Genomic DNA, 22887 nt, shown 5'->3' with positions numbered 1-22887 from the left:
TCCAAAATTTTTAATAAATTGTTGCAAATTTTCAATATCTGTATGTAACAATAAAAGTATACTTAAAGATATGAATATAATGTAATTAATTATTATTCATCAATATCTTTTTAAAAAATTAATTAACTTGTTTAGTTTCATTTTTTAAGGCTCTTTTTGCTTTAACTTTCTGAATAATCAAGCGGATTAATTTTTCAAATTTAATTGCAAAATATATTGCTCCGCCTCATCAAAAAACAAATATTCCTGCCAGCATAATGCCACTATTAAATTTGCCAAAGAAACCAACCATTTCTTTATTCATAAAATTATTAAATTCATCACTTGTTCCAGTTATTCATTTAGTATCGATTGCTGTTAATGCACAAATTAATAAGCTTATAAAGATAAAAATGATACTCAATGCTATTTTTAACCATTGCTTTTTAAAAGAATTTTTAATTCTTATTTTTAATAGCAATTTTTCTTTTGAATTATCTTTTTTAAATAATTTGCCTAAAAGTTTTTTCATTTTTATTTTCCTTTCATATTTTTTATCGTCCTTTAATCACAATAAATAAAGCAATAAGTACACAAGTGACACCAAGAATGGTAAAAATTGGGTGTTGCGAAAATGTCCGAGCCATTGGTTTAAATAGTTCTAAAATTGTTAAATTGCTAGTAATAAATTTTTGGAAATTGGCAAGCCCCTCGCTAATATAGTTCGTTAAAGTTTCAAAATGACTACCAGCCAATAATCCAAGAACAGTTATTAAGATAAAAATAATAATTAGTTTAAACATTGTTAGTTACCTTGTTTTATTTTTTTATTTTTTTGTTTTCAATTAATTTTATTTGGATTTATTGGTTGTATTTGTTTTTTAACTTTTCCTCACGCACTTAAACGACTACTATTTTTAATGGCATATTGGCGTTGTTTTTCTAAATTAACTTGTTGACTACCAAAACCTAGAATAATTGCCATAAGAAATTCTACAGCCAGCGTTAAGAATAAAGGAAATATTAGTTGAATATTCGTTCCTGGCACCTCTAAACTTCAAATTAAGTCAAAAACTTTATAAAGCATTTGAGCTAGAAAGTCGGCCATTTTTGCGAGATTTTCCATTTTTTATTGTTCCTTTTCTTTCATTTTTCTTAAAAATTTGCTAAATTTATCCATTTTTAAGTATTCTAAATCTTCTAAATCAATTGCTGTGTCAGTATAGTATTTGTCTTCATAGTCGGGATTTACTTTTGAATTTAAATAATCTCTTAAAAATACTAGGTAAAAAGAATTGTAAGTGTTAAGTATGGGTAGAGGAATTTTTAGTTTAAAAAAATAAATATCAAGTTCAGGAATATCGCGATATTTAATGCGACGACCCCTTTTGCTATTTTTAGCATCAATTAAGGTGTTTCGTCAGCGTTCATATTCTTCAATGCTCGTAAAGGTACCATAGATGACTTTTAAGTAGGGGCGAAAAATATTAACGGGTTTTTTACGAATGCCCACAATCACATTATTGGCAATATCACGAACTTTAACTCAAATATGTTTATCTCTTTGACCGCTAGCTAACACAATATGACCAAAATGGCGTGCCAGAGCAAAATATTCTTGGATACCGGTTTCTTCGTTTTTGGTATTATTTTTTTCTCAATCAGTACCTTCAAGAAATAAATTGGTTTCATCTCATAAAAGTAAGGTTTTGTCTGGTAATACCGGATAATCAAAATCTAATAATCCCATATGACCTAAACTTAATTTTTGAGTTTCTAGTAATGGAAATGTTGATGCGATATGATATTTTTTCTTTTTTAGTAATTTTGAGGCATACACTAGAAAAGCGGTTTTTCCAGTTCCTAATGAACCAATCACAATATTTAATGGTGAGTTTTTTAAGAAGTTAATAACTTTGTTAATTTGTGTTAAATTACCGATTTTAAAAAGAAAAATTAAAATACAACCTGCTAAAAATAAATAGCTCACAATGTTTTTAAAATAACCGTTGTAAATATATCAAATTGCTCCTCAATGTCATAAAATTAAAAATGAGGTGCGATTCAATTCAATAAAATGGTTATTTTTTTCTATTATTCATTTGCAAAATTTCATCTTGCACCTCACTTTATTTTTTTGTTAGCGCACCGCTCCAAGTAATTTTTCAAACATTTTAAAGCAAATAAAGAATATTGCCAAAATAAATGGAAAAATGAATATTCAGTAGTCAGCAAAGAAGTTACCGACTTGTGGCATATTAACAGCAATAATTTCTCACATTTTAGTAAACGCCGTTATAATTGCATTTCACAATTTAGTCATCGCATCACTAGCTGTTATTTTTTCTACCGTTGCTGGTGCATCAGCCAAGAAAGTTCCAATCATATAATCACCCCCTTTCTTTTTAAAACATTCATCATTTATATTCAAAGTTTTTCTTAAATTTGTTAAACCCGCGATTAGCCTTAACGCGGTTATATTTTTTTCTAATTAATTTTGAATTTCTTTGGGAATGCATCACAATGTAACTTCTTGACATTAATTTTGCCTCTATCTAAATACTGATATGGTTTTTCAAAGTAACATGAGAATAAATCAGACCATAATCGCTGTTAAGAATCAAAAAGCAATGTTTGCTATTAAAAGTCAAAGTGTTTCTTGAGTTAAATCAATTTCTTTACCACCACTAATATGAGCCGGAATAGTTGTAATTTGAATAAATAAATCTCAGAAAGTTTGTTTGATTTGTTCTCAATCAAATTCTTTTAAGTTTATTGTCATTTTTTATCTCCCAAAAATCATTTTTATTGGTAAATATATAATTGAAATTAATGCGAAAAGAAAAGTAATGATAATAATTAATCCGGCAATAAACGCAACTTGTGCAGGCATTTTTTCTATCGGAACAAACAGTTTTAAAAATTCCATAATAATTTCTCAAAACATTATTTTTTATCCGCATTATTTTCTTTTGAATTAGGGGTTTTAACTCATTCTTCAAATCGAGCAATAAACACTTTTTCGTCTTTTGTAAAATTACCAGTATTACTTTTAATGGCATTTTTATATTTAATTCGCATTTTTATTTTGGCATAAATTTTATAAGCAAAATATGCCAATAGCATTATGTAAATGATAATAAATATTAGTCCAATCGCAATATTCATTTTTAAGCTCCTTTAAAATAGTTATAATTTATATCTTTTTTGTTATTTTCTTTTTCGGCAATGAAGAAGCCTAATAAATCTTGGCCTTTAATTAACTTCGTTTCTTGCTCTTGTTGATTAATTGAAATTACTTGATATTTACTATCTTTTATTATTCCAATGCAAATTGAATTCTCATATTTCCCTTTATAAACAAATCGTTTTGGAAACCAAATACCGATTTGTTTATTAAATCACGGAATTTTTGGTGCTTTAATTAAAATTGCGTTTTGTGTTTCTTTTAAGAGATATTTTTTAGTATTTAAGAAAATGTTTTCAATGTTTTTCATAGTAAATTACCTTTCTTATGAATAAACTAAGTTATATTAACTAAGTTTTTAGTTAACTTAGTTTTTTAAACACTTATATATCGCAGATTTAAGTGTTTAACAAGCTTTGTTATTAAATTTTGTTTTTTAATTAGATAAAGATTTTAATAATTTTAAACATAGTATACCCTTATATAGAAATTTCTACACTTTAATGTCCGCATCCTACCCTTGGAACTAATTTAATAGCGTGTATATTTTTAGGAAATCCACCCATTCATTTTTTTATTGCAAAACGAAACAAATTGCTATAGCTAATAGGATGTTATCTATTAACTGGTAAACTTCTTTTGGTTATGGCGACCACCCACAATTTATCGTGCTTTTAATACATACCAACATTATTAACTCACTTGTATTTAATTTTTAAAGAACAAATTTTAACATCTTATAAAATAAAAAGACAATCATTGCTGACTGTCTTAATACTTATTCAAATATTTTCCTACCTAACAAAACTTTACGCGCCCCTTAAAATCAGCTTTATTATTGAAAAAGTCATGAACAAAAATAATTAATTTGTTTTTATTAATATCAACTTGATAATTAACCGACAAGGAAAAGCAATCGCTCATTATTAATGAATGCTTTCTAATTTCGGGTTTTTGAATTGATAAAACTTCGCTAACACTAATTCTTAATAAATTATAAATTCGACGGAAAATAAAATATAAAACAAAAACAACGATAAATGCTAGTAAAAATCACATTCAATAATTTCGTAAAAAATTAATAAAAATCATAATTATTTAATAACCTTAGGATATTCTTTGTGTGGATTAATATTAATATTTTCAATTTTTATAACTTTATTAGTAATATCATCAATAAATAAAACAATACCATTAATTTGCCCCTTACCAATTGCTGGTTTAAATTTAATTGGCAAATTATTTTTCTGACGATAAATAACTTCCGTTGGATTAGCACCAATAATTGAATAATAAGCTCCCGTCATTCCAATATCAGTAATAAATCCTGTTCGTTTTGGCAAAATTCTCGCATCATTAGTTTGTACATGCGTATGCGTTCCTCATAATGCTGTAATCTTACCATCATAATTTCAAGCTAAAGCAATTTTTTCAGCACTTGCTTCAGCATGACAATCAACTAAGTGAATATCACTGTCATCTTCTTTTAAGAGCGTATCCATTTCAAAATATGCATTTTGTGATGAACCCATAAAAGCATTACCAATTAAATTGGTAACGCGAATTTTCTTATCTTTAACAGTAAATATTGAAGAACCTTTACCAGAATGGTAAGGATTACTATTTAATGGTCGTAAAATATCATCATTATCAATGATTAAATCTAACATATCCGGCTTATCAAATGTATGATTACCACCCGTAATCACATCAACCTTAATTCGCTTTAAAAAATTATAATGCTCTTTAATCATTGATTTTCCATGACTAATATTTTCTCCATTAACAATGACAAAATCAATTTGATAATCTTTTCTTAATGATGCTAAATATTCTTCTAAAATACTACGACCAACTTGACCATAAATATCACCAATAACTAAAATATTCATATTTTTCCTTCTTTCTAATCAATTTTTCTTAACTCAGCAATTAACATTTCCACATTTGCTTCCGTTTCATTTTCATAATATGCATATAATGTTTTTCGACGAATATCTTTTGCTAATAACTGCATCTTTTCTTCATAAGTATTTAGGATATTAATTATCTTACTAATCGCATCGTGAACAGCACTACGCGAAACATTTAATTCATTAGCAATCTCTTGTAATGAAAAATTTTCCATTAAATAAAGCGAAAAGTATTTTTGCTGTTTCGGTGTTAATAACTTACTATATAAATCATATAATAAATTTAATTCATTAGTCTTACTAATATCTCACATTTTCATCCTTATCCTATCTACTAGTAACTTCTTTTGTTGTTAATCCTTGAATATATTGTTCTAAATCAAATTCTTCCAAGTCATCAAGTTTTTCACCAAGACCAATATATTTTACAGGAATATTTAAACTTTCTTTAATCGCTAAAATAATTCCTCCCTTAGAAGAACCATCCATCTTGGTTAAAATAATTCCCGTAACTGGGGCTACCTCGGTAAAATTTTGTGCTTGGGAAATGCCATTTTGTCCCGTTGTGGCATCAACTACTAATAATGTTTCATGGGGGGCATCAATGATTACCTTTTGAATAACTTTATATATTTTATTTAATTCATTCATTAAATTAGTTTTAGTTTGTAACCTGCCCGCACTATCACAAAGAACAACATCAACTTCTAATTCTTGACCTTTTTTAATACCCGTATAAATAACACTAGCAGGATCTTGTTGTTCTTTACTAGGCACCACAATTGGCACTTGCAAGCGTTTTGCTCATTGCGATAATTGTTCAACAGCACCAGCTCTAAAAGTATCCCCTGCTACTAATAAAACTTTTTTATTTTGTTGTAATAGCAAATAAGCTAATTTAGCAATTGATGTTGTTTTACCAGCACCATTAACACCAACAACCAAAATAACATTTAATTGATTATCCAAAACATTTAAAGTCGTTGTAATAAACGAATTACTAGCATAAATAGCAAACATCTTATCAATAATAAGTTCATTAATTATTTCAGGATCCTTAATATTATTAATTCTAACTTCATTTTTAATTTCATTAACAATTTGCAATGCCATTTTAACGCCAACATCAGCTAAAATTAATGTATTTTCTAATTCTTCAAAATATGTTTCATCAATAACACGATGCTTAGTAACTAAAATCTGTAATTTTTGTAAAAAGGATTTTCGGGATTTATTCAACCCTTTTTCATATTTTAAAGAGCTTTTAGATAAAATTTTATCTTTTAATTTTTTTAACATTAATTCCTCCTAATATGCATAACTTATAAATAATTTAATAATTTATCATCATTAAATACTTGATCAATTACTCCACTACCTAAACAAACATCACCTTGATAAAATACTGCAACTTGCCCTGGAGTAAGAGCTCTTACCTTATTTGCAATAACAACATTAACACAATTATTATCTAATAATAATAATTTGACATCATAAGAAATTTGTTGATAACGAAACTTTGCTGTAATCGGTAAATTTAATAATGGTAAAGAATTATTAATTCAGTTAACATCAGTAACTAAACAACCATTAGCTCATAATCATTCCTTATCACTGCCACTAGCAACAAAAAGAATTTTTTGATGATAATCTTTACCAACAACAAAATAACGATTATTCATTCCTGATAAATCAATGCCCTTTCTTTGACCAATCGTATAATACATAATCCCTTGATGCGTCCCAATAACTTTATTACTTTTAATATCAACAATATTACCAACTTGGGCAGGAATATAATTTTGTAAAAATTGTTTAAAATTCCTTTTACCAATAAAACAAATTCCTGTTGAATCTTTTTTATTAGCTGTTACTAAATTTAATTTCTTAGCTAATTGCCTAACTTCCACTTTTTTAATATCGCCTAAAGGAAAAATAGTTTTTGCTAACTGTTCTTGATTTAATTGTGATAAAAAATAAGTTTGATCTTTTGTTTCATCCTTGGCTTTTAATAATTCATATTTTTTTGTTTCATCATTATATTTAACTTTAGCATAATGTCCCATAGCAATATAATCAGCATTTAACTTTTCCAATGCATAATTTAAAAAAGCAGAAAATTTAATATATTTATTACATAAAATATCAGGATTAGGGGTGCGTCCTTTTTTATATTCTTCTAAAAAATAAGTAAACACATATTGTCAATATTCCTCAACAAAATTAATACGATATAAATCAATATTTAATTGTTCAGCAACTTTTTTAGCATCTAAATAATCAACTTGCATTGGACAAATAGCATCGTTAATCGATTTATTTCCTAAAATATCATTATTTACTAATGAATCTCAATTACGCATAAATAATCCAATAACATCATATCCTTGTTGTTTTAATAAATATGCCGCAATGGAAGAATCCACTCCCCCACTCATACCAATAACAACTCGTCCTTTCATCAATTTCACCTTCTCAAATTTATTAACTTTCCCTATTAATTTTACAACAAATAGCAATAAATTACATCTTTTTATTAATTTAGGAGTATTTTTAAGAAAAAATAATTAAAAATCCTAATAATAATGGATGCTGAATTATACTTGTAAGTGCAAGTAAATAAAATTGCAAAAGATTTTATATAAAAATTTCATGATGCTAAGTTTATTTTAGAAAAAGTAAATTTAAGGAGTTTTTATATGGGATACAAACATCTTGGCATAGATGAAAGAATTTATATTGAGAATCAATTGAAATTTAAAGTAAAAATTAGTGAAATAGCTAAAAATCTTAATCGAAGTATTAGTACTATTAATCGAGAAGTTAATAGAAATAAAGATAATAATCATTATTTTTCATTAATTGCACAAAATAAAGCAGAAAATAGAAAACAATTACATGTTTATTTTCATAAATTTAAAAATAGAGAATTAGTAAAATATGTACAACAAAAATTATTATTAGGTTGATCGCCTGAACAAATTTATGGCAGAATTAAAAATTTTCATCAAGAATGAATTATTAGTTTTAAAACAATTTACAATTGAATTTATTCTGGATTACTTGAAAAGGTTACTAGTAAAAATTTAAGAAGAAAAGGTAAGAAACGAAAATCTCAAGAAAATCGGGGTAAATTTAATGGTAAATCCATTAAAGAACGAAATGTTAATAATCGCATAACTCTTGGCCCTTGAGAAGGTGATACTGTAGTATCATCACGAGGTAAAAGTAAATCATGTTTAATAACTTTAGTTGAAAGAACATCAAGATTTACTTTAGCAATATTAGTTGAAAATAGAACTACTAAAGTTATTAACAAAAATATTAGTCATTATTTATCAATTCTTCCAAATAATCTTGTTAAGACTATAACATTTGATAGGGATAAAGAATTTGCTAATTGACAACAACTTGAAAAAAATTTAAATGTGAAAATTTATTTTGCTGATGCATATTCACCTTGACAAAGAGGTACTAATGAAAATACTAATGGTTTAATTAGAGAAAAATTTCCTAAAAAATTTAATTTTTCAAACACTACTAAAAATGCAGTTCATAAATTTATATTGTCTTTAAACCAAAGACCAAGAAAAATACTAAATTATCTTTCGCCAATCGAATATTTGGTTAGAAAAATAATTTAGTTGCACTTAACTTTACAATTTGGCAATGAATAAAATTATTAACTTTGTTACTAAAGTAGTGGATAAACACGATGATTAAGCGAGCGATTATTTTTGCGGCCGGAGTTGGCAGAAGATTAAAATTAAATCATCAACATAAATCATTATTAAATATTAATGGTGAAATTTTAATTGAAAAAATAATAACTAATTTATTAGTGGCTAAAGTTAATGAAATTATTGTTATTACTGGTTATCGTCATCAAGATTTTTTATATTTAGTTGATAAGTATGTGCAAGTTAAGCTTGTTCATAATGCGCAATATGAAAATGGTTCTAGTGCCTATGCTGGTTATTTAGTTAAAGATTACTTACAAGATAATACAATTATTATTAGTGGTGATATGGTAATGGGGCGAAATTTTTTTATGAATTTAACAGCAAAACCAATTATGTGTGCCGTTAAACGAGTAACTAAAAAGATTGATTGAGTGTATAATATAGGTAATGACAATAATATTATTGGTTATGAAAAAAGTAATAATATGCATAAGCTATTATTAGGTGAATGGTCATTGTTAGATGAACGATGAGCAAAGGCGATTAGAGAACAATTGCAAATTAAGTTTGCTAAAAATGAGATTTCTCAATATCAAATGGTGGATATTCTTATTGCTAGTGCTTTAAAAAATAAAATTGTTATTGCTCCTTATATATTAAGTGAAGATGACCAATGAGATATTGATACACCAGAAGATTTAGAAATTTCAGTTGCTAAAACGATAAAAATTTCATAGTTATTATTGATATATTTAGTTTAAAGAGATTGTAATAATTTCTTAAATTAACTAAATAATATTTAATTTAGTTATTAAAAATAGAGTGGAGGTTATTGCTTGAATTTTAAAAAATAAAAAAATTTTTAGAATTTATTTTTAAATTTAAATAGAAAAGGAACGGTTTATATGTCGTCAAAGCTTGGATTTAAACAGTCTTTAGGCAGTTTTTGGAGTAACTTTAAAGAAAAAAGTCAAGGTGTTCTTCAAAAATTATCTAAAGCATTTATGTTGCCGATTGCGTTGTTACCAATTGCGGGATTATTTTTAGGAATTGGAGCAACAATTGAAACACTTGCTAAAAATGCTGATGCAGAAGCCTGAGAAACTTTTGGTACATTTTTAAAAATGATGGGTGATGTCCCATTTGCTAATTTACCAGTATTATTTGCAATTTCAGTTGCAATTGCTTTTACTAATGATGCGGGAGTTGCAGGTTTAACCGCATTAATTGGTTTTCTAATTTTTGTTGTTGTAATTGCTGTCTTTATGAATCAAGGGGTAATAAACTATAACTATGTTTTAGCATATGTTGATGATGCGGGTAAAGATCAGAAGATTGTAGTTTCATTAAAGGAATTATATACGGGAAAAGATTTAATACCAAAATTAACTGCTGAATTTAGTAAATTATTAGGAGGAACATTGGGCGGAAAACCAATTGATGATACTTTTTATCAAGTAATATCATCAAGTGAAACGCCGATTAACTATAATTTATGATTTTGAAAAGGTGATTTAGCAGTTGATAATAAATTAACGACATCAATTTTAGGTATTGGACCAACACTAAATTCAGGAGTATTTGGAGGAATTATTGTTGGGGCGTTAGTTGCTTTTCTTTACAATCGCTTTTATCTAACAGAATTACCTTCTTACATTAGTTTTTTTAGTGGCGTAAAATTTGTCCCAATTGTGGTATTCTTTGCTGTTATTCCCTTGGCGTTTATTTTTATTTTAATATGACCGCCAGTTGGGGCAGCATTTAATTGATTTGGGCGTTCATCGGGAACATTACCTGTGGGATTAGATTCATTATTTTTTGGATTAATTGAACGATCATTAATTCCTTTTGGATTGCATCATGTGTTTTATGCACCATTGTGATGATCTGGTGCTGGTGGAGCGATTAGTGACTTTGCTAGTACTGGGGATGTAGCTAATCCATTAACTTTAACAGCTGTTGGTGACCAAACAGGATTTATGGCAGTTATTGCTGATGGAAAATTAACATTGCAAGATATGTGAGGTCGGGGATTACGACTAGGGCGATTCCAAGCAGGTAAGTTTCCCTTTATGATGTTTGGATTGCCAGCAGCAGCAGCAGCAATGGCATTGACGGTACCTAAGGAAAATCGAAATACAGCATTAGGAGTATATGCTTCTGCTGGATTAACCAGTTTCTTAACAGGAATTACTGAACCGTTAGAATTTAGTTTCTTATTTGTGGCCCCGTGGTTATTTTATGGGATTCATGTGCCATTAGCGGGAATATCATTTATGTTAATGAATGTTTTACAAGTAAAAATTGGAATGACTTTCTCTGGTGGAGTATTAGACTGAATTATTTATGGAATTGTTCCAAGTTTTAGTGGTCAAACAACTAATTGATGAGTTGTACCAATTGTTGGTGCAGCCTATGCAGCGATTTATTTCTTCTTATTTTATTTCTTGATTTTACGATTTAATATTAAAATTCCGGGAAGAGAAGCTGTTGATGGGCAGATTCATTTATTTACAAAAAAAGATTATCAAGCAGCAAAAAGTCAATCTAAGAATATGTCGCCAATAGAAGATAATATTATTAATGATGAAAAAGAAAAACTTAAAGATAAGAAATCTGGAAAAGGAATTGTTACAGCAGAAAAAATATTAGCTGCTTTGGGCGGAGCAGAAAATATTGAAAATATTGATGCTTGTGCTTCAAGATTGCGAGTGCAAGTCGTTGATATGAATAAAGTTGATGCTGGCGAATTAGAAATTTTAAGTACTAAGCCTATTAAAAAGAGTGGTAAGAAGCAAGTGGCTGTAGTTTTTGGTGGTCAATCAGATATTTGAAAAAATAAAATTAAGGAAATTTTGTATCACTCTTCTTCCGCAGAAAATAGTAAAAAGTAATAAATATTTAGTAGTAAATAGTAATTAATTAAGAGTGAATTTAAAAAAAATTAAATTCACTCTTTTTTCAGTTGAATTTAAAAATTAATATGTTTTAATAAGAGAAAGAAGCTGAAAGGATTGATTATTAAATGATGAATGATAAGTTAACTAAGTTATTAATTATTTCGAGTTTATCAATAGGAGCTACAAGCAATTTAGGTACTATTATCCTGAAATGTAAAATTAAAAAGGACACTTATATAAAAAACAAATTGTGTTAATTCTATAATTAAGAAAAGAAAGGAATTAGCACAATGTATAAGTATCTGACTATTGAATCAATAATAGCAATAAAAGAATATAAAAGTTATGGATTTTCTATTCGTAAAATAGCAAAAGCAATTGATTATAGTAAATCAACTGTACACAGAGTTTGTAAATTATTAAATCAAAACTTATTACCATTAGAAATATTGAATCAAGTTCAAAAAAATAAACAAAATGCAGGTAGAAAATTAATAATTTTAACTTTAACAGAAATTAATACTATCAATCATTTGTTAATTACTAAAAATTATGCTCTTGATATAATTGCTGATTTTTTAAAGAAAAATAAAATAAAAAATATTTCAACAAAAACTTTATATAACATGTTTAAAACAAATCGAATGGGTTTTGATGAAAGAAATTTAATCATTCCAAATATTAAAAATATACAAGAATTTGGCCATTTAGAGGGAGATACTATCGTTGGTAAAGATCATAAAAGTTCTATTATTACTTTAGCTGATATATGATCAAAAACCACAATTCCTTTGAAAACTAAAAATCATAAAGCAGAAAGTATTACACAAAGTATAATAAAATTTATTTCAAAATTAATACCAGGAACAATTAAAACTATTACTTTTGATCGTGGTAAAGAATTTAGTAAATGAAAATTAATTGAAAAAAATTGTAATGTTAAAATTTATTTTGCAGATGCCGGTAAACCTTGTCAAAGAGGTTTAAATGAGAACAATAATGGTATTTTAAGAAGATATTTACCAAAATCTACTGATTTATCTTCATATAAACAAAAAGACTTAAATTCTATAGCATTTCAAATTAATTCTACACCCAGAAAATCATTATCTTATAAAAGACCAATAGATTTAATACAATTATTTTAAAAAACTGTCCCATTTATATTTACAATTCAGGAAAAATAAAAGCTGAATTATACTTGTAAGTGCAAGTAAATAAAATTGCAAAAGATTTCATATAAAAATTTCATGATGCTAAGTTTATTTTAGAAAAAGTAAATTTAAGGAGTTTTTATATGGGATACAAACATCTTGGCATAGATGAAAGAATTTATATTGAGAATCAATTGAAATTTAAAGTAAAAATTAGTGAAATAGCTAAAAATCTTAATCGAAGTATTAGTACTATTAATCGAGAAGTTAATAGAAATAAAGATAATAATCATTATTTTTCATTAATTGCACAAAATAAAGCAGAAAATAGAAAACAATTACATGTTTATTTTCATAAATTTAAAAATAGAGAATTAGTAAAATATGTACAACAAAAATTATTATTAGGTTGATCGCCTGAACAAATTTATGGCAGAATTAAAAATTTTCATCAAGAATGAATTATTAGTTTTAAAACAATTTACAATTGAATTTATTCTGGATTACTTGAAAAGGTTACTAGTAAAAATTTAAGAAGAAAAGGTAAGAAACGAAAATCTCAAGAAAATCGGGGTAAATTTAATGGTAAATCCATTAAAGAACGAAATGTTAATAATCGCATAACTCTTGGCCATTGAGAAGGTGATACTGTAGTATCATCACGAGGTAAAAGTAAATCATGTTTAATAACTTTAGTTGAAAGAACATCAAGATTTACTTTAGCAATATTAGTTGAAAATAGAACTACTAAAGTTATTAACAAAAATATTAGTCATTATTTATCAATTCTTCCAAATAATCTTGTTAAGACTATAACATTTGATAGGGGTAAAGAATTTGCTAATTGACAACAACTTGAAAAAAATTTAAATGTGAAAATTTATTTTGCTGATGCATATTCACCTTGACAAAGAGGTACTAATGAAAATACTAATGGTTTAATTAGAGAAAAATTTCCTAAAAAATTTAATTTTTCAAACATTACTAAAAATGCAGTTCATAAATTTATATTGTCTTTAAACCAAAGACCAAGAAAAATACTAAATTATCTTTCGCCAATCGAATATTTGGTTAGAAAAATAATTTAGTTGCACTTAACTTTACAATTTGGCAAAATAAAAAATATTTCAACAAAAACTTTATATAACATGTTTAAAACAAATCGAATGGGTTTTGATGAAAAAAATTTATTGAGAAAAGGTAAAAATAAACCTCATAAACAAAAAGAAACTAGGGGCAGAATTAATAATTGTAAATCTATTCATGAAAGAAATTTAATCATTCCAAATATTAAAAATATACAAGAATTTGGCCATTTAGAGGGAGATACTATCGTTGGTAAAGATCATAAAAGTTCTATTATTACTTTAGCTGATATATGATCAAAAACCACAATTCCTTTGAAAACTAAAAATCATAAAGCAGAAAGTATTACACAAAGTATAATAAAATTTATTTCAAAATTAATACCAGGAACAATTAAAACTATTACTTTTGATCGTGGTAAAGAATTTAGTAAATGAAAATTAATTGAAAAAAATTGTAATGTTAAAATTTATTTTGTAGATGCCGGAAAACCTTGTCAAAGAGGTTTAAATGAGAACAATAATGGTATTTTAAGAAGATATTTACCAAAATCTACTGATTTATCTTCATATAAACAAAAAGACTTAAATTCTATAGCATTTCAAATTAATTCTACACCCAGAAAATCATTATCTTATAAAAGACCAATAGATTTAATACAATTATTTTAAAAAACTTGGATAGGCTACAATAAGTTGGACCATAATTATATAGACTTCAAAATTATTAAGAAAGAAGGAATATAAAAATGGGAAATAAAACCTCATACTCTGAAGAATTTAAAAAACAAATTGTAATGCTATACAAAAATGACAAAAGTGTTATTAATTTAGGGAAAGAATATAATTTACCAAAACCAACTATTTATAGTTGAATTAAAAATTATAATAATTCTGGGTCATTTAAAGCAAAAGATAATCGCACTGTCGAAGAAAATGAATTAATTTACTTGCGAAAAGAAAACCAACAATTACGAATGGAAAATGACATTTTAAAGCAAGCAGCACTGATAATCGGGAAAAAATAACAATAATTAATAACAACAAAAATAAATATTCAGTGAGGAAAATATGTAAGATTTTAGGTTTCCTGAATTGTAAATATAAATGGGACAGTTTTTTAAAATAATTGTATTAAATCTATTGGTCTTTTATAAGATAATGATTTTCTGGGTGTAGAATTAATTTGAAATGCTATAGAATTTAAGTCTTTTTGTTTATATGAAGATAAATCAGTAGATTTTGGTAAATATCTTCTTAAAATACCATTATTGTTCTCATTTAAACCTCTTTGACAAGGTTTTCCGGCATCTGCAAAATAAATTTTAACATTACAATTTTTTTCAATTAATTTTCATTTACTAAATTCTTTACCACGATCAAAAGTAATAGTTTTAATTGTTCCTGGTATTAATTTTGAAATAAATTTTATTATACTTTGTGTAATACTTTCTGCTTTATGATTTTTAGTTTTCAAAGGAATTGTGGTTTTTGATCATATATCAGCTAAAGTAATAATAGAACTTTTATGATCTTTACCAACGATAGTATCTACCTCTAAATGGCCAAATTCTTGTATATTTTTAATATTTGGAATGATTAAATTTCTTTCATGAATAGATTTACAATTATTAATTCTGCCCCTAGTTTCTTTTTGTTTATGAGGTTTATTTTTGCCTTTTCTCAATAAATTTTTTTCATCAAAACCCATTCGATTTGTTTTAAACATGTTATATAAAGTTTTTGTTGAAATATTTTTTATTTTATTTTTCTTTAAAAAATCAGCAATTATATTAAGAGCATAATTTTTAGTAATTAACAAATGATTGATAGTATTAATTTCTGTTAAAGTTAAAATTATTAATTTTCTACCTGCATTTTGTTTATTTTTTTGAACTTGATTCAATATTTCTAATGGTAATAAGTTTTGATTTAATAATTTACAAACTCTGTGTACAGTTGATTTACTATAATCAATTGCTTTTGCTATTTTACGAATAGAAAATCCATAACTTTTATATTCTTTTATTGCTATTATTGATTCAATAGTCAGATACTTATACATTGTGCTAATTCCTTTCTTTTCTTAATTATAGAATTAACACAATTTGTTTTTTATATAAGTGTCCTTTTTAATAATTTTACATTTCAGGTTACTAAAATCAACATATTATTATCAAACTAATAAATGCACCAAGTTTGATGTTAATAATTATGAACAAGAAGTTATCAGTGCATTTAATAAAAGTCGCAAGATTTATGGTGCTCGTAAAATTAAAGCTGTTTTAATAAGAAAAAATATCATTTTATCACGACGAAAAATCCGATTCATTATGATCAAAAATAATTTGGTTTCTAAATACACCAAGTTAAAATATTGTAATCATAAAAAAACAGTTAATAATGACGAAATTAATAATGTTTTAAATCGTCAATTTAATGACAAAAAACCAAATGAAGTTGTTGTTAGTGATTTAACATATGTTCAAGTTGGCACTAAATGACATTATATTTGTTTATTAATTGACTTGTTTAATCGCGAAGTAATTGGCTATAGTGCTGGACCAAATAAAACTGCTGAATTAGTTCAACAAGCTTTTCACAAGATAACACGACCATTAAATAAAATAACTTTATTTCATACTGATCGTGGTAATGAGTTTAAAAATAAAATTATTGATGAAATTTTAATAACCTTTAAAATTAAAAGATCATTAAGCTCCAAAGGATGCCCATATGATAATGCTGTTGCTGAAGCAACTTACAAAACCTTTAAAACCGAATTTATTAACGGTAAAAAATTTGCAAACTTAACACAACTAAAATGCGAACTATTTGATTTTGTTAATTGATATAACAATATTCGAATTCATGGCAGTTTAAATTATTTAACTCCCGTTGAATTTAGAAAATACCAGTCTACATAAAAAGTGTCCTAAAAATGGTTGCCAATCCAACTGTCCCATTTATATTTACAATTCAGGATTAAAAGTAAAGAAGAAAAATCTGTTGATGCTTTAAATCTTATTACCAATAAAACAGTTGATGAAGAACAATGAGAACAGAATATTAAATTTATCTTAGAAGATTTTATTTTTTCAAAATCGTTGATTTTTAATTGAACTGTTAATACTTTTAAAAAAGATTTTAATATTTCTGAACAACAAAAACAACCATATAATTTTTCTTTAACGGATGCTAAATATTATTATTACAAAATTCTTAATGATGTTAGAAGATTTATTGATAATCAGTTAGATATTCGGTGAAGGGTTGATCTTGAAGTTAAGAAAATTAAATGAAGAGCTAGTAATGTGGATTTAACATCAGTTTTAATTAGTTCATTTGATTTATATGTTGATCGGCCCTTAACTAGTTATTTAGATGTGTATTTGTGAAGTAATAAAATGCAGAAGCATTATTTAGCAACAGGTCTTAGTTATAATGTTGGATTTAATATTATAAAATAAATTATTAAGGTAAGATGATGGGATATATCACTTTTGTTTTAATGACAAAAGTGATTTTTTCACATATAAATTAAAGATATATATAATATATGAAAGGAAAATAATTAAATGTTTAGTTTTGGTAATTTTTTTAAAAAAAAGCAAATTGAAATTTTATCACCAGTAGATGGTGAAGTAATTAATATTACTGATGTTGATGATGAGGTGTTTAATGAAAAGATGTTAGGTGATGGTGTCGCATTAATTCCTGCTGCTAATGAGTTTTATGCACCGTTTGCAGGTACGATAACTTCAATATTTCCTACGAATCATGCTTATGGAATGGATTGGCAACCCTTTTTAGGACACTTTTTATGTAGACTGGTATTTTCTAAATTCAACGGGAGTTAAATAATTTAAACTGCCATGAATTCGAATATTGTTATATCAATTAACAAAATCAAATAGTTCGCATTTTAGTTGTGTTAAGTTTGCAAATTTTTTACCGTTAATAAATTCGGTTTTAAAGGTTTTGTAAGTTGCTTCAGCAACAGCATTATCATATGGGCATCCTTTGGAGCTTAATGATCTTTTAATTTTAAAGGTTATTAAAATTTCATCAATAATTTTATTTTTAAACTCATTACCACGATCAGTATGAAATAAAGTTATTTTATTTAATGGTCGTGTTATCTTGTGAAAAGCTTGTTGAACTAATTCAGCAGTTTTATTTGGCCCAGCACTATAGCCAATTACTTCGCGATTAAACAAGTCAATTAATAAACAAATATAATGTCATTTAGTGCCAACTTGAACATATGTTAAATCACTAACAACAACTTCATTTGGTTTTTTGTCATTAAATTGACGATTTAAAACATTATTAATTTCGTCATTATTAACTGTTTTTTTATGATTACAATATTTTAACTTGGTGTATTTAGAAACCAAATTATTTTTGATCATAATGAATCGGATTTTTCGTCGTGATAAAATGATATTTTTTCTTATTAAAACAGCTTTAATTTTACGAGCACCATAAATCTTGCGACTTTTATTAAATGCACTGATAACTTCTTGTTCATAATTATTAACATCAAACTTGGTGCATTTATTAGTTTGATAATAATATGTTGATTTTAGTAAACCTAAAATCTTACATATTTTCCTCACTGAATATTTATTTTTGTTGTTATTAATTTATTGTTATTTTTTCCCGATTATCAGTGCTGCTTGCTTTAAAATGTCATTTTCCATTCGTAATTGTTGGTTTTCTTTTCGCAAGTAAATTAATTCATTTTCTTCGACAGTGCGATTATCTTTTGCTTTAAATGACCCAGAATTATTATAATTTTTAATTCAACTATAAATAGTTGGTTTTGGTAAATTATATTCTTTCCCTAAATTAATAACACTTTTGTCATTTTTGTATAGCATTACAATAATTTGTTTTTTAAATTCTTCAGAGTATGAGGTTTTATTTCCCATTTTTATATTCCTTCTTTCTTAATAATTTTGAAGTCTATATAATTATGGTCCAACTTATTGTAGCCTATCCATCTGCTTTATTTTTTTGTTTAACTTTTTCTACAAGTTCATCATCAAAATAAAAATATTGATTTTGATTATTAATAATTCCCAGTACATAAAAGTTATTTAAATTAATTACTAATTTTATATTTTTATTATCATTATTTTTTTTAATGTTAATATTAAAATTATTGTTTTATTTTCATTAAATTGAGATAATTCTAAAATTTTATCTAATTCCTTTATAATAATTTCAAGATTATCTTTATGGTCTTTTTTTCTTTTATCTGTTTCATAATAATCTGTCGTAACAATTCCTTCATTATTTATCATTCTTAACGGATCAATTTGGTTATTTTTCATAAATTCTTTTAACATTTTTTGAATATTTTCAGAATAATTTTCATCTAAAGTAATTTCTTTTTCAATAATATCAGTTTGAGCTTGCGGTGCTTGTCTTTTTTGGCGAGTTAATGTTTCTAGACTGTTTTTAATTTTATTGTTATTGTTATTAGGCTTATTGACAACTAATGGTCCGGCTGCATTACTGCTTATCAAAATTGTTCCTAGTAATTCTAAAAGTTTTTTCATACTAATCAAATTCCTTTCGTGAATTTTCGCTAACTAATAAATTTTTATAGTATTGCCCCTCTCCCTTAAATTTATAAAATTTAATTAATACAAATTAATTATAAATTATCAAATAAGAATTTTTATCATTTTCTCAGTTTATTGAATACTAAAATTTGTTAAAGTTACTATCAAGAAAGGTAATTTATTATGTTAAAAATTAATAATAATGTAAAAACCACAGAAAACAAGCATTGATTAAGTTTATTTACAACCCATAAAAATATGTATACCAATAAATGCGAACAATTAGCTAATGAATATGAAAAATTAGATGAATACTTATATAAATATCATTATCGCTTAAAACAAGGTTATAAAGTAGTTCATTTTGCAATAAGAACAATTATTACAATTTTTGGTGAAGTTATTTTTAAACGACGCCGATATAAATATTGAAATCAAAAATCAGGTAAATTTGAATATGTATGTTTATTAGATAAAGAAATTGGTCTATTACCTAAACAACGCATTTATTTTGATATCCAATTTAAAGTTTTAAGTCTTTTAGGTGATGGTAAACGCTATCGTGATGTTTTAGATGTTCTAAATCATTGTTATATTTCAAAAGCTAGTATTTCAAATATTTTAAATAAATATGATATTGCCGAATATTTTCAACTAGCAGAAAAAGAAACTAAAACTAGAATTGATGTCAAAAATAAGGACTTATATATTCAACTAGATGAGACATTTTTAGCGACATTAGATCAGAAAGTTAAACAAGACCAAAGAATTCGTTTAGTTACTTTTCATACAGGACATAAAGAAAAAAATTACAAAAATGCTCGTAGAGAGTTAGAAAATATGGATAGGCTACAATAAGTTGGACCATAATTATATAGACTTCAAAATTATTAAGAAAGAAGGAATATAAAAATGGGAAATAAAACCTCATACTCTGAAGAATTTAAAAAACAAATTGTAATGCTATACAAAAATGACAAAAGTGTTATTAATTTAGGGAAAGAATATAATTTACCAAAACCAACTATTTATAGTTGAATTAAAAATTATAATAATTCTGGGTCATTTAAAGCAAAAAATAATCGCACTGTCGAAGAAAATGAATTAATTTACTTGCGAAAAGAAAACCAACAATTACGAATGGAAAATGACATTTTAAAGCAAGCAGCACTGATAATCGGGAAAAAATAACAATAATTAATAACAACAAAAATAAATATTCAGTGAGGAAAATATGTAAGATTTTAGGTTTACTAAAATCAACATATTATTATCAAACTAATAAATGCACCAAGTTTGATGTTAATAATTATAAACAAGAAGTTATCAGTGCATTTAATAAAAGTCGCAAGATTTATGGTGCTCGTAAAATTAAAGCTGTTTTAATAAGAAAAAATATCATTTTATCACGACGAAAAATCCGATTCATTATGATCAAAAATAATTTGGTTTCTAAATACACCAAGTTAAAATATTGTAATCATAAAAAAACAGTTAATAATGACGAAATTAATAATGTTTTAAATCGTCAATTTAATGACAAAAAACCAAATGAAGTTGTTGTTAGTGATTTAACATATGTTCAAGTTGGCACTAAATGACATTATATTTGTTTATTAATTGACTTGTTTAATCGCGAAGTAATTGGCTATAGTGCTGGACCAAATAAAACTGCTGAATTAGTTCAACAAGCTTTTCACAAGATAACACGACCATTAAATAAAATAACTTTATTTCATACTGATCGTGGTAATGAGTTTAAAAATAAAATTATTGATGAAATTTTAATAACCTTTAAAATTAAAAGATCATTAAGCTCCAAAGGATGCCCATATGATAATGCTGTTGCTGAAGCAACTTACAAAACCTTTAAAACCGAATTTATTAACGGTAAAAAATTTGCAAACTTAACACAACTAAAATGCGAACTATTTGATTTTGTTAATTGATATAACAATATTCGAATTCATGGCAGTTTAAATTATTTAACTCCCGTTGAATTTAGAAAATACCAGTCTACATAAAAAGTGTCCTAAAAAGGGTTGCCAATCCAATAAACGAGGTCATTTTCTAATGTTAAAAGTTGGTAAACGAATAAATACGATGGGTTATCGTGATTTATTAATTAGAGAATTACAAAAACATTATGTGAATATTAATTATGACAAAATAATTTTTTGTGGTGATGGTGCTACTTGAATTAGAGAAATTGCCAATAGTTTTGGTAATGTTAGATACATTTTAGATAGTTATCATGCTATTAAAAAATTAAAACAAACTGCATTTAATATTATTTTTGAAAATCGCAAAGTAACACTAAATAGCTGAATTAAATTATATAAGGATGGAAATCATCAAGAATTAATAAAAAACATTCGTAATATTGCTAAAAATGAATTAAATAAAGATATTAAAACAAATTTAAGAAAGGCGAGTAATTATTTCAGTAATAATAAACATGGTATTCATCATCAAAATTTAGAATGAAATATTGGTTGTAGCATTGAAAGTGATGTGTCACATTTGGTAAAACAACAATTAGGATATGGGGCAAAAATATATAATCATAAGAATTTAAATAACCTATTACATTTAAGAATGGCAAATTTAAACAAATTAAATGTATTACATTACATTAATGAAAATATTAATTCAGAAATAGAAATCAGAAAAGAAATATATAAAAGTTCATTATGAAATAAATATAATAATAAAAATGATGAAAAATTCAATAATATGATAAAATGGTAATGAATAAAAATGACAATAACAAGAAAGGTATGGTTAGTTTAGTAATTAAATAATATAATTAGCTGATTGTTTTACTTCTTCAAAGCAATACCTAAGAAAACTAAACGCGACCTTGGAATGATTAAATTTCTTTCATGAATAGATTTACAATTATTAATTCTGCCCCTAGTTTCTTTTTGTTTATGAGGTTTATTTTTGCCTTTTCTCAATAAATTTTTTTCATCAAAACCCATTCGATTTGTTTTAAACATGTTATATAAAGTTTTTGTTGAAATATTTTTTATTTTATTTTTCTTTAAAAAATCAGCAATTATATCAAGAGCATAATTTTTAGTAATTAACAAATGATTGATAGTATTAATTTCTGTTAAAGTTAAAATTATTAATTTTCTACCTGCATTTTGTTTATTTTTTTGAACTTGATTCAATATTTCTAATGGTAATAAGTTTTGATTTAATAATTTACAAACTCTGTGTACAGTTGATTTACTATAATCAATTGCTTTTGCTATTTTACGAATAGAAAATCCATAACTTTTATATTCTTTTATTGCTATTATTGATTCAATAGTCAGATACTTATACATTGTGCTAATTCCTTTCTTTTCTTAATTATAGAATTAACACAATTTGTTTTTTATATAAGTGTCCTTTTTAAT

Annotated in this window: 26 protein-coding genes and 3 pseudogenes; 13 read left to right on the top strand and 16 right to left on the bottom strand. The window is 25.6% G+C overall.

The features are described from left to right. Positions 1-118 precede the first annotated feature (118 nt). The 12 genes from AACK97_RS06455 to mnmA all read right to left on the bottom strand — a co-directional run bounded on the left by AACK97_RS06455 (position 119) and on the right by mnmA (position 7541). Complete coding sequence (locus AACK97_RS06455; RefSeq protein ID WP_338967508.1) at positions 119-511, bottom strand: hypothetical protein; 393 nt, start codon at positions 509-511, stop codon at positions 119-121. A 22-nt stretch (positions 512-533) separates the two neighbouring features. After that, a complete protein-coding gene (locus tag AACK97_RS06450; RefSeq protein WP_215826579.1) occupies positions 534-782 on the bottom strand; it encodes a hypothetical protein in 249 nt (82 codons plus the stop codon). Positions 783-784: 2 nt separating this feature from the next. Then, positions 785-1105, bottom strand: a complete 321-nt coding sequence (locus AACK97_RS06445; protein ID WP_338967507.1) for a hypothetical protein — start codon at positions 1103-1105, stop codon at positions 785-787. A gap of 3 nt (positions 1106-1108) precedes the next feature. Next, positions 1109-2095, bottom strand: a complete 987-nt coding sequence (locus tag AACK97_RS06440) for a hypothetical protein (RefSeq protein WP_338967506.1) — start codon at positions 2093-2095, stop codon at positions 1109-1111. A 24-nt stretch (positions 2096-2119) separates the two neighbouring features. Beyond that, positions 2120-2365: a hypothetical protein gene (locus AACK97_RS06435; protein ID WP_338967504.1), complete on the bottom strand. Its 246-nt coding sequence runs from the start codon at positions 2363-2365 to the stop codon at positions 2120-2122. A gap of 165 nt (positions 2366-2530) precedes the next feature. Beyond that, positions 2531-2761, bottom strand: coding sequence for a hypothetical protein (locus AACK97_RS06430; protein WP_338967363.1), 231 nt, complete (start codon positions 2759-2761; stop codon positions 2531-2533). 164 nt (positions 2762-2925) lie between these two features. After that, positions 2926-3147, bottom strand: a complete 222-nt coding sequence (locus AACK97_RS06425; protein ID WP_338967501.1) for a hypothetical protein — start codon at positions 3145-3147, stop codon at positions 2926-2928. Between the two features lie 2 nt (positions 3148-3149). After that, entirely contained in the window at positions 3150-3476 is a 327-nt protein-coding gene (locus AACK97_RS06420; RefSeq protein WP_338967498.1) for a hypothetical protein, read from the bottom strand. 784 nt (positions 3477-4260) lie between these two features. Continuing rightward, positions 4261-5058 (bottom strand): TIGR00282 family metallophosphoesterase, encoded by a 798-nt coding sequence (locus AACK97_RS06415; protein ID WP_338967495.1) that lies wholly within the window; start codon positions 5056-5058, stop codon positions 4261-4263. Positions 5059-5072: 14 nt separating this feature from the next. Continuing rightward, positions 5073-5399, bottom strand: coding sequence for a YlxM family DNA-binding protein (gene ylxM, locus AACK97_RS06410; RefSeq protein ID WP_338967493.1), 327 nt, complete (start codon positions 5397-5399; stop codon positions 5073-5075). A 7-nt stretch (positions 5400-5406) separates the two neighbouring features. Further along, positions 5407-6378: a signal recognition particle-docking protein FtsY gene (gene ftsY, locus AACK97_RS06405; protein ID WP_338967491.1), complete on the bottom strand. Its 972-nt coding sequence runs from the start codon at positions 6376-6378 to the stop codon at positions 5407-5409. Positions 6379-6401: 23 nt separating this feature from the next. Next, on the bottom strand, positions 6402-7541 hold the full coding sequence (gene mnmA, locus AACK97_RS06400; RefSeq protein WP_338967488.1) for a tRNA 2-thiouridine(34) synthase MnmA: 1140 nt from the start codon (positions 7539-7541) through the stop codon (positions 6402-6404). A 237-nt stretch (positions 7542-7778) separates the two neighbouring features. On the opposite strand from mnmA, the gene AACK97_RS06395 reads away from it, so the two are divergent. From AACK97_RS06395 to AACK97_RS06365, 7 genes and pseudogenes are all read left to right on the top strand, one after another. Continuing rightward, positions 7779-8723 (top strand): IS30 family transposase, encoded by a 945-nt coding sequence (locus tag AACK97_RS06395; protein ID WP_338967485.1) that lies wholly within the window; start codon positions 7779-7781, stop codon positions 8721-8723. Positions 8724-8794: 71 nt separating this feature from the next. Beyond that, entirely contained in the window at positions 8795-9499 is a 705-nt protein-coding gene (locus AACK97_RS06390) for an NTP transferase domain-containing protein (protein ID WP_338967483.1), read from the top strand. Positions 9500-9667: 168 nt separating this feature from the next. After that, entirely contained in the window at positions 9668-11656 is a 1989-nt protein-coding gene (locus AACK97_RS06385) for a PTS transporter subunit EIIC (protein WP_338967481.1), read from the top strand. Between the two features lie 296 nt (positions 11657-11952). Then, positions 11953-12810: an IS30 family transposase gene (locus AACK97_RS06380; protein WP_338967479.1), complete on the top strand. Its 858-nt coding sequence runs from the start codon at positions 11953-11955 to the stop codon at positions 12808-12810. Positions 12811-12959: 149 nt separating this feature from the next. After that, entirely contained in the window at positions 12960-13904 is a 945-nt protein-coding gene (locus tag AACK97_RS06375) for an IS30 family transposase (protein ID WP_338967477.1), read from the top strand. 12 nt (positions 13905-13916) lie between these two features. Then, positions 13917-14573, top strand: a pseudogene (locus tag AACK97_RS06370) (IS30 family transposase); the annotation flags it as partial. A 77-nt stretch (positions 14574-14650) separates the two neighbouring features. After that, complete coding sequence (locus tag AACK97_RS06365) at positions 14651-14929, top strand: transposase (protein ID WP_338966718.1); 279 nt, start codon at positions 14651-14653, stop codon at positions 14927-14929. A 92-nt stretch (positions 14930-15021) separates the two neighbouring features. On the opposite strand, the gene AACK97_RS06360 is transcribed toward AACK97_RS06365, so the two are convergent. Then, positions 15022-15966 carry an IS30 family transposase gene (locus AACK97_RS06360; protein ID WP_338967472.1) on the bottom strand — a complete coding sequence of 315 codons (945 nt, stop codon included), beginning with the start codon at positions 15964-15966 and terminating at the stop codon, positions 15022-15024. Between the two features lie 58 nt (positions 15967-16024). Here AACK97_RS06360 and AACK97_RS06355 point away from each other — a divergent pair, with 58 nt between their 5' ends. From AACK97_RS06355 to AACK97_RS06345, 3 genes are all read left to right on the top strand, one after another. Continuing rightward, the gene (locus AACK97_RS06355; RefSeq protein ID WP_338967470.1) at positions 16025-16828 is read left to right on the top strand and encodes an IS3 family transposase; all 804 of its coding nucleotides are present in this window, start codon (positions 16025-16027) and stop codon (positions 16826-16828) included. A gap of 18 nt (positions 16829-16846) precedes the next feature. Beyond that, positions 16847-17371 carry a hypothetical protein gene (locus AACK97_RS06350; RefSeq protein ID WP_338967468.1) on the top strand — a complete coding sequence of 175 codons (525 nt, stop codon included), beginning with the start codon at positions 16847-16849 and terminating at the stop codon, positions 17369-17371. Positions 17372-17479: 108 nt separating this feature from the next. Continuing rightward, positions 17480-17761, top strand: a complete 282-nt coding sequence (locus AACK97_RS06345) for a PTS sugar transporter subunit IIA (RefSeq protein WP_338967466.1) — start codon at positions 17480-17482, stop codon at positions 17759-17761. Here AACK97_RS06345 and AACK97_RS06340 read toward each other — a convergent pair. Continuing rightward, positions 17723-18838: pseudogene (locus AACK97_RS06340) on the bottom strand (IS3 family transposase). The gene AACK97_RS06345 and the pseudogene AACK97_RS06340 overlap by 39 nt on opposite strands. Before the next feature lie 186 nt (positions 18839-19024). Continuing rightward, positions 19025-19471 (bottom strand): hypothetical protein, encoded by a 447-nt coding sequence (locus tag AACK97_RS06335; protein WP_338967464.1) that lies wholly within the window; start codon positions 19469-19471, stop codon positions 19025-19027. Positions 19472-19660: 189 nt separating this feature from the next. Between AACK97_RS06335 and AACK97_RS06330 the strand changes: the two genes are divergently transcribed. The 3 genes from AACK97_RS06330 to AACK97_RS06320 all read left to right on the top strand — a co-directional run bounded on the left by AACK97_RS06330 (position 19661) and on the right by AACK97_RS06320 (position 22228). After that, entirely contained in the window at positions 19661-20335 is a 675-nt protein-coding gene (locus AACK97_RS06330; RefSeq protein WP_338967462.1) for a UPF0236 family transposase-like protein, read from the top strand. A gap of 54 nt (positions 20336-20389) precedes the next feature. Then, a protein-coding gene (locus tag AACK97_RS06325; RefSeq protein WP_338967460.1) for an IS3 family transposase occupies positions 20390-21501 on the top strand; the annotation gives its coding sequence in 2 pieces (ribosomal slippage) (positions 20390-20633 and positions 20633-21501; 1113 coding nt in all). 49 nt (positions 21502-21550) lie between these two features. Further along, positions 21551-22228, top strand: coding sequence for a UPF0236 family transposase-like protein (locus AACK97_RS06320; protein WP_338967458.1), 678 nt, complete (start codon positions 21551-21553; stop codon positions 22226-22228). Positions 22229-22341: 113 nt separating this feature from the next. Here AACK97_RS06320 and AACK97_RS06315 read toward each other — a convergent pair. Beyond that, positions 22342-22815: pseudogene (locus tag AACK97_RS06315) on the bottom strand (helix-turn-helix domain-containing protein); the annotation flags it as partial. Positions 22816-22887 lie beyond the last annotated feature (72 nt).

The sequence above is a fragment of the Spiroplasma endosymbiont of Lonchoptera lutea genome, assembly GCF_964019715.1.
Taxonomy (GTDB): Bacteria; Bacillota_I; Bacilli_A; order Mycoplasmatales; family Nriv7; genus Nriv7.
Note: the sequence above shows the minus strand (reverse complement) of the source record. Positions and strands in the feature narration are given on the sequence as shown.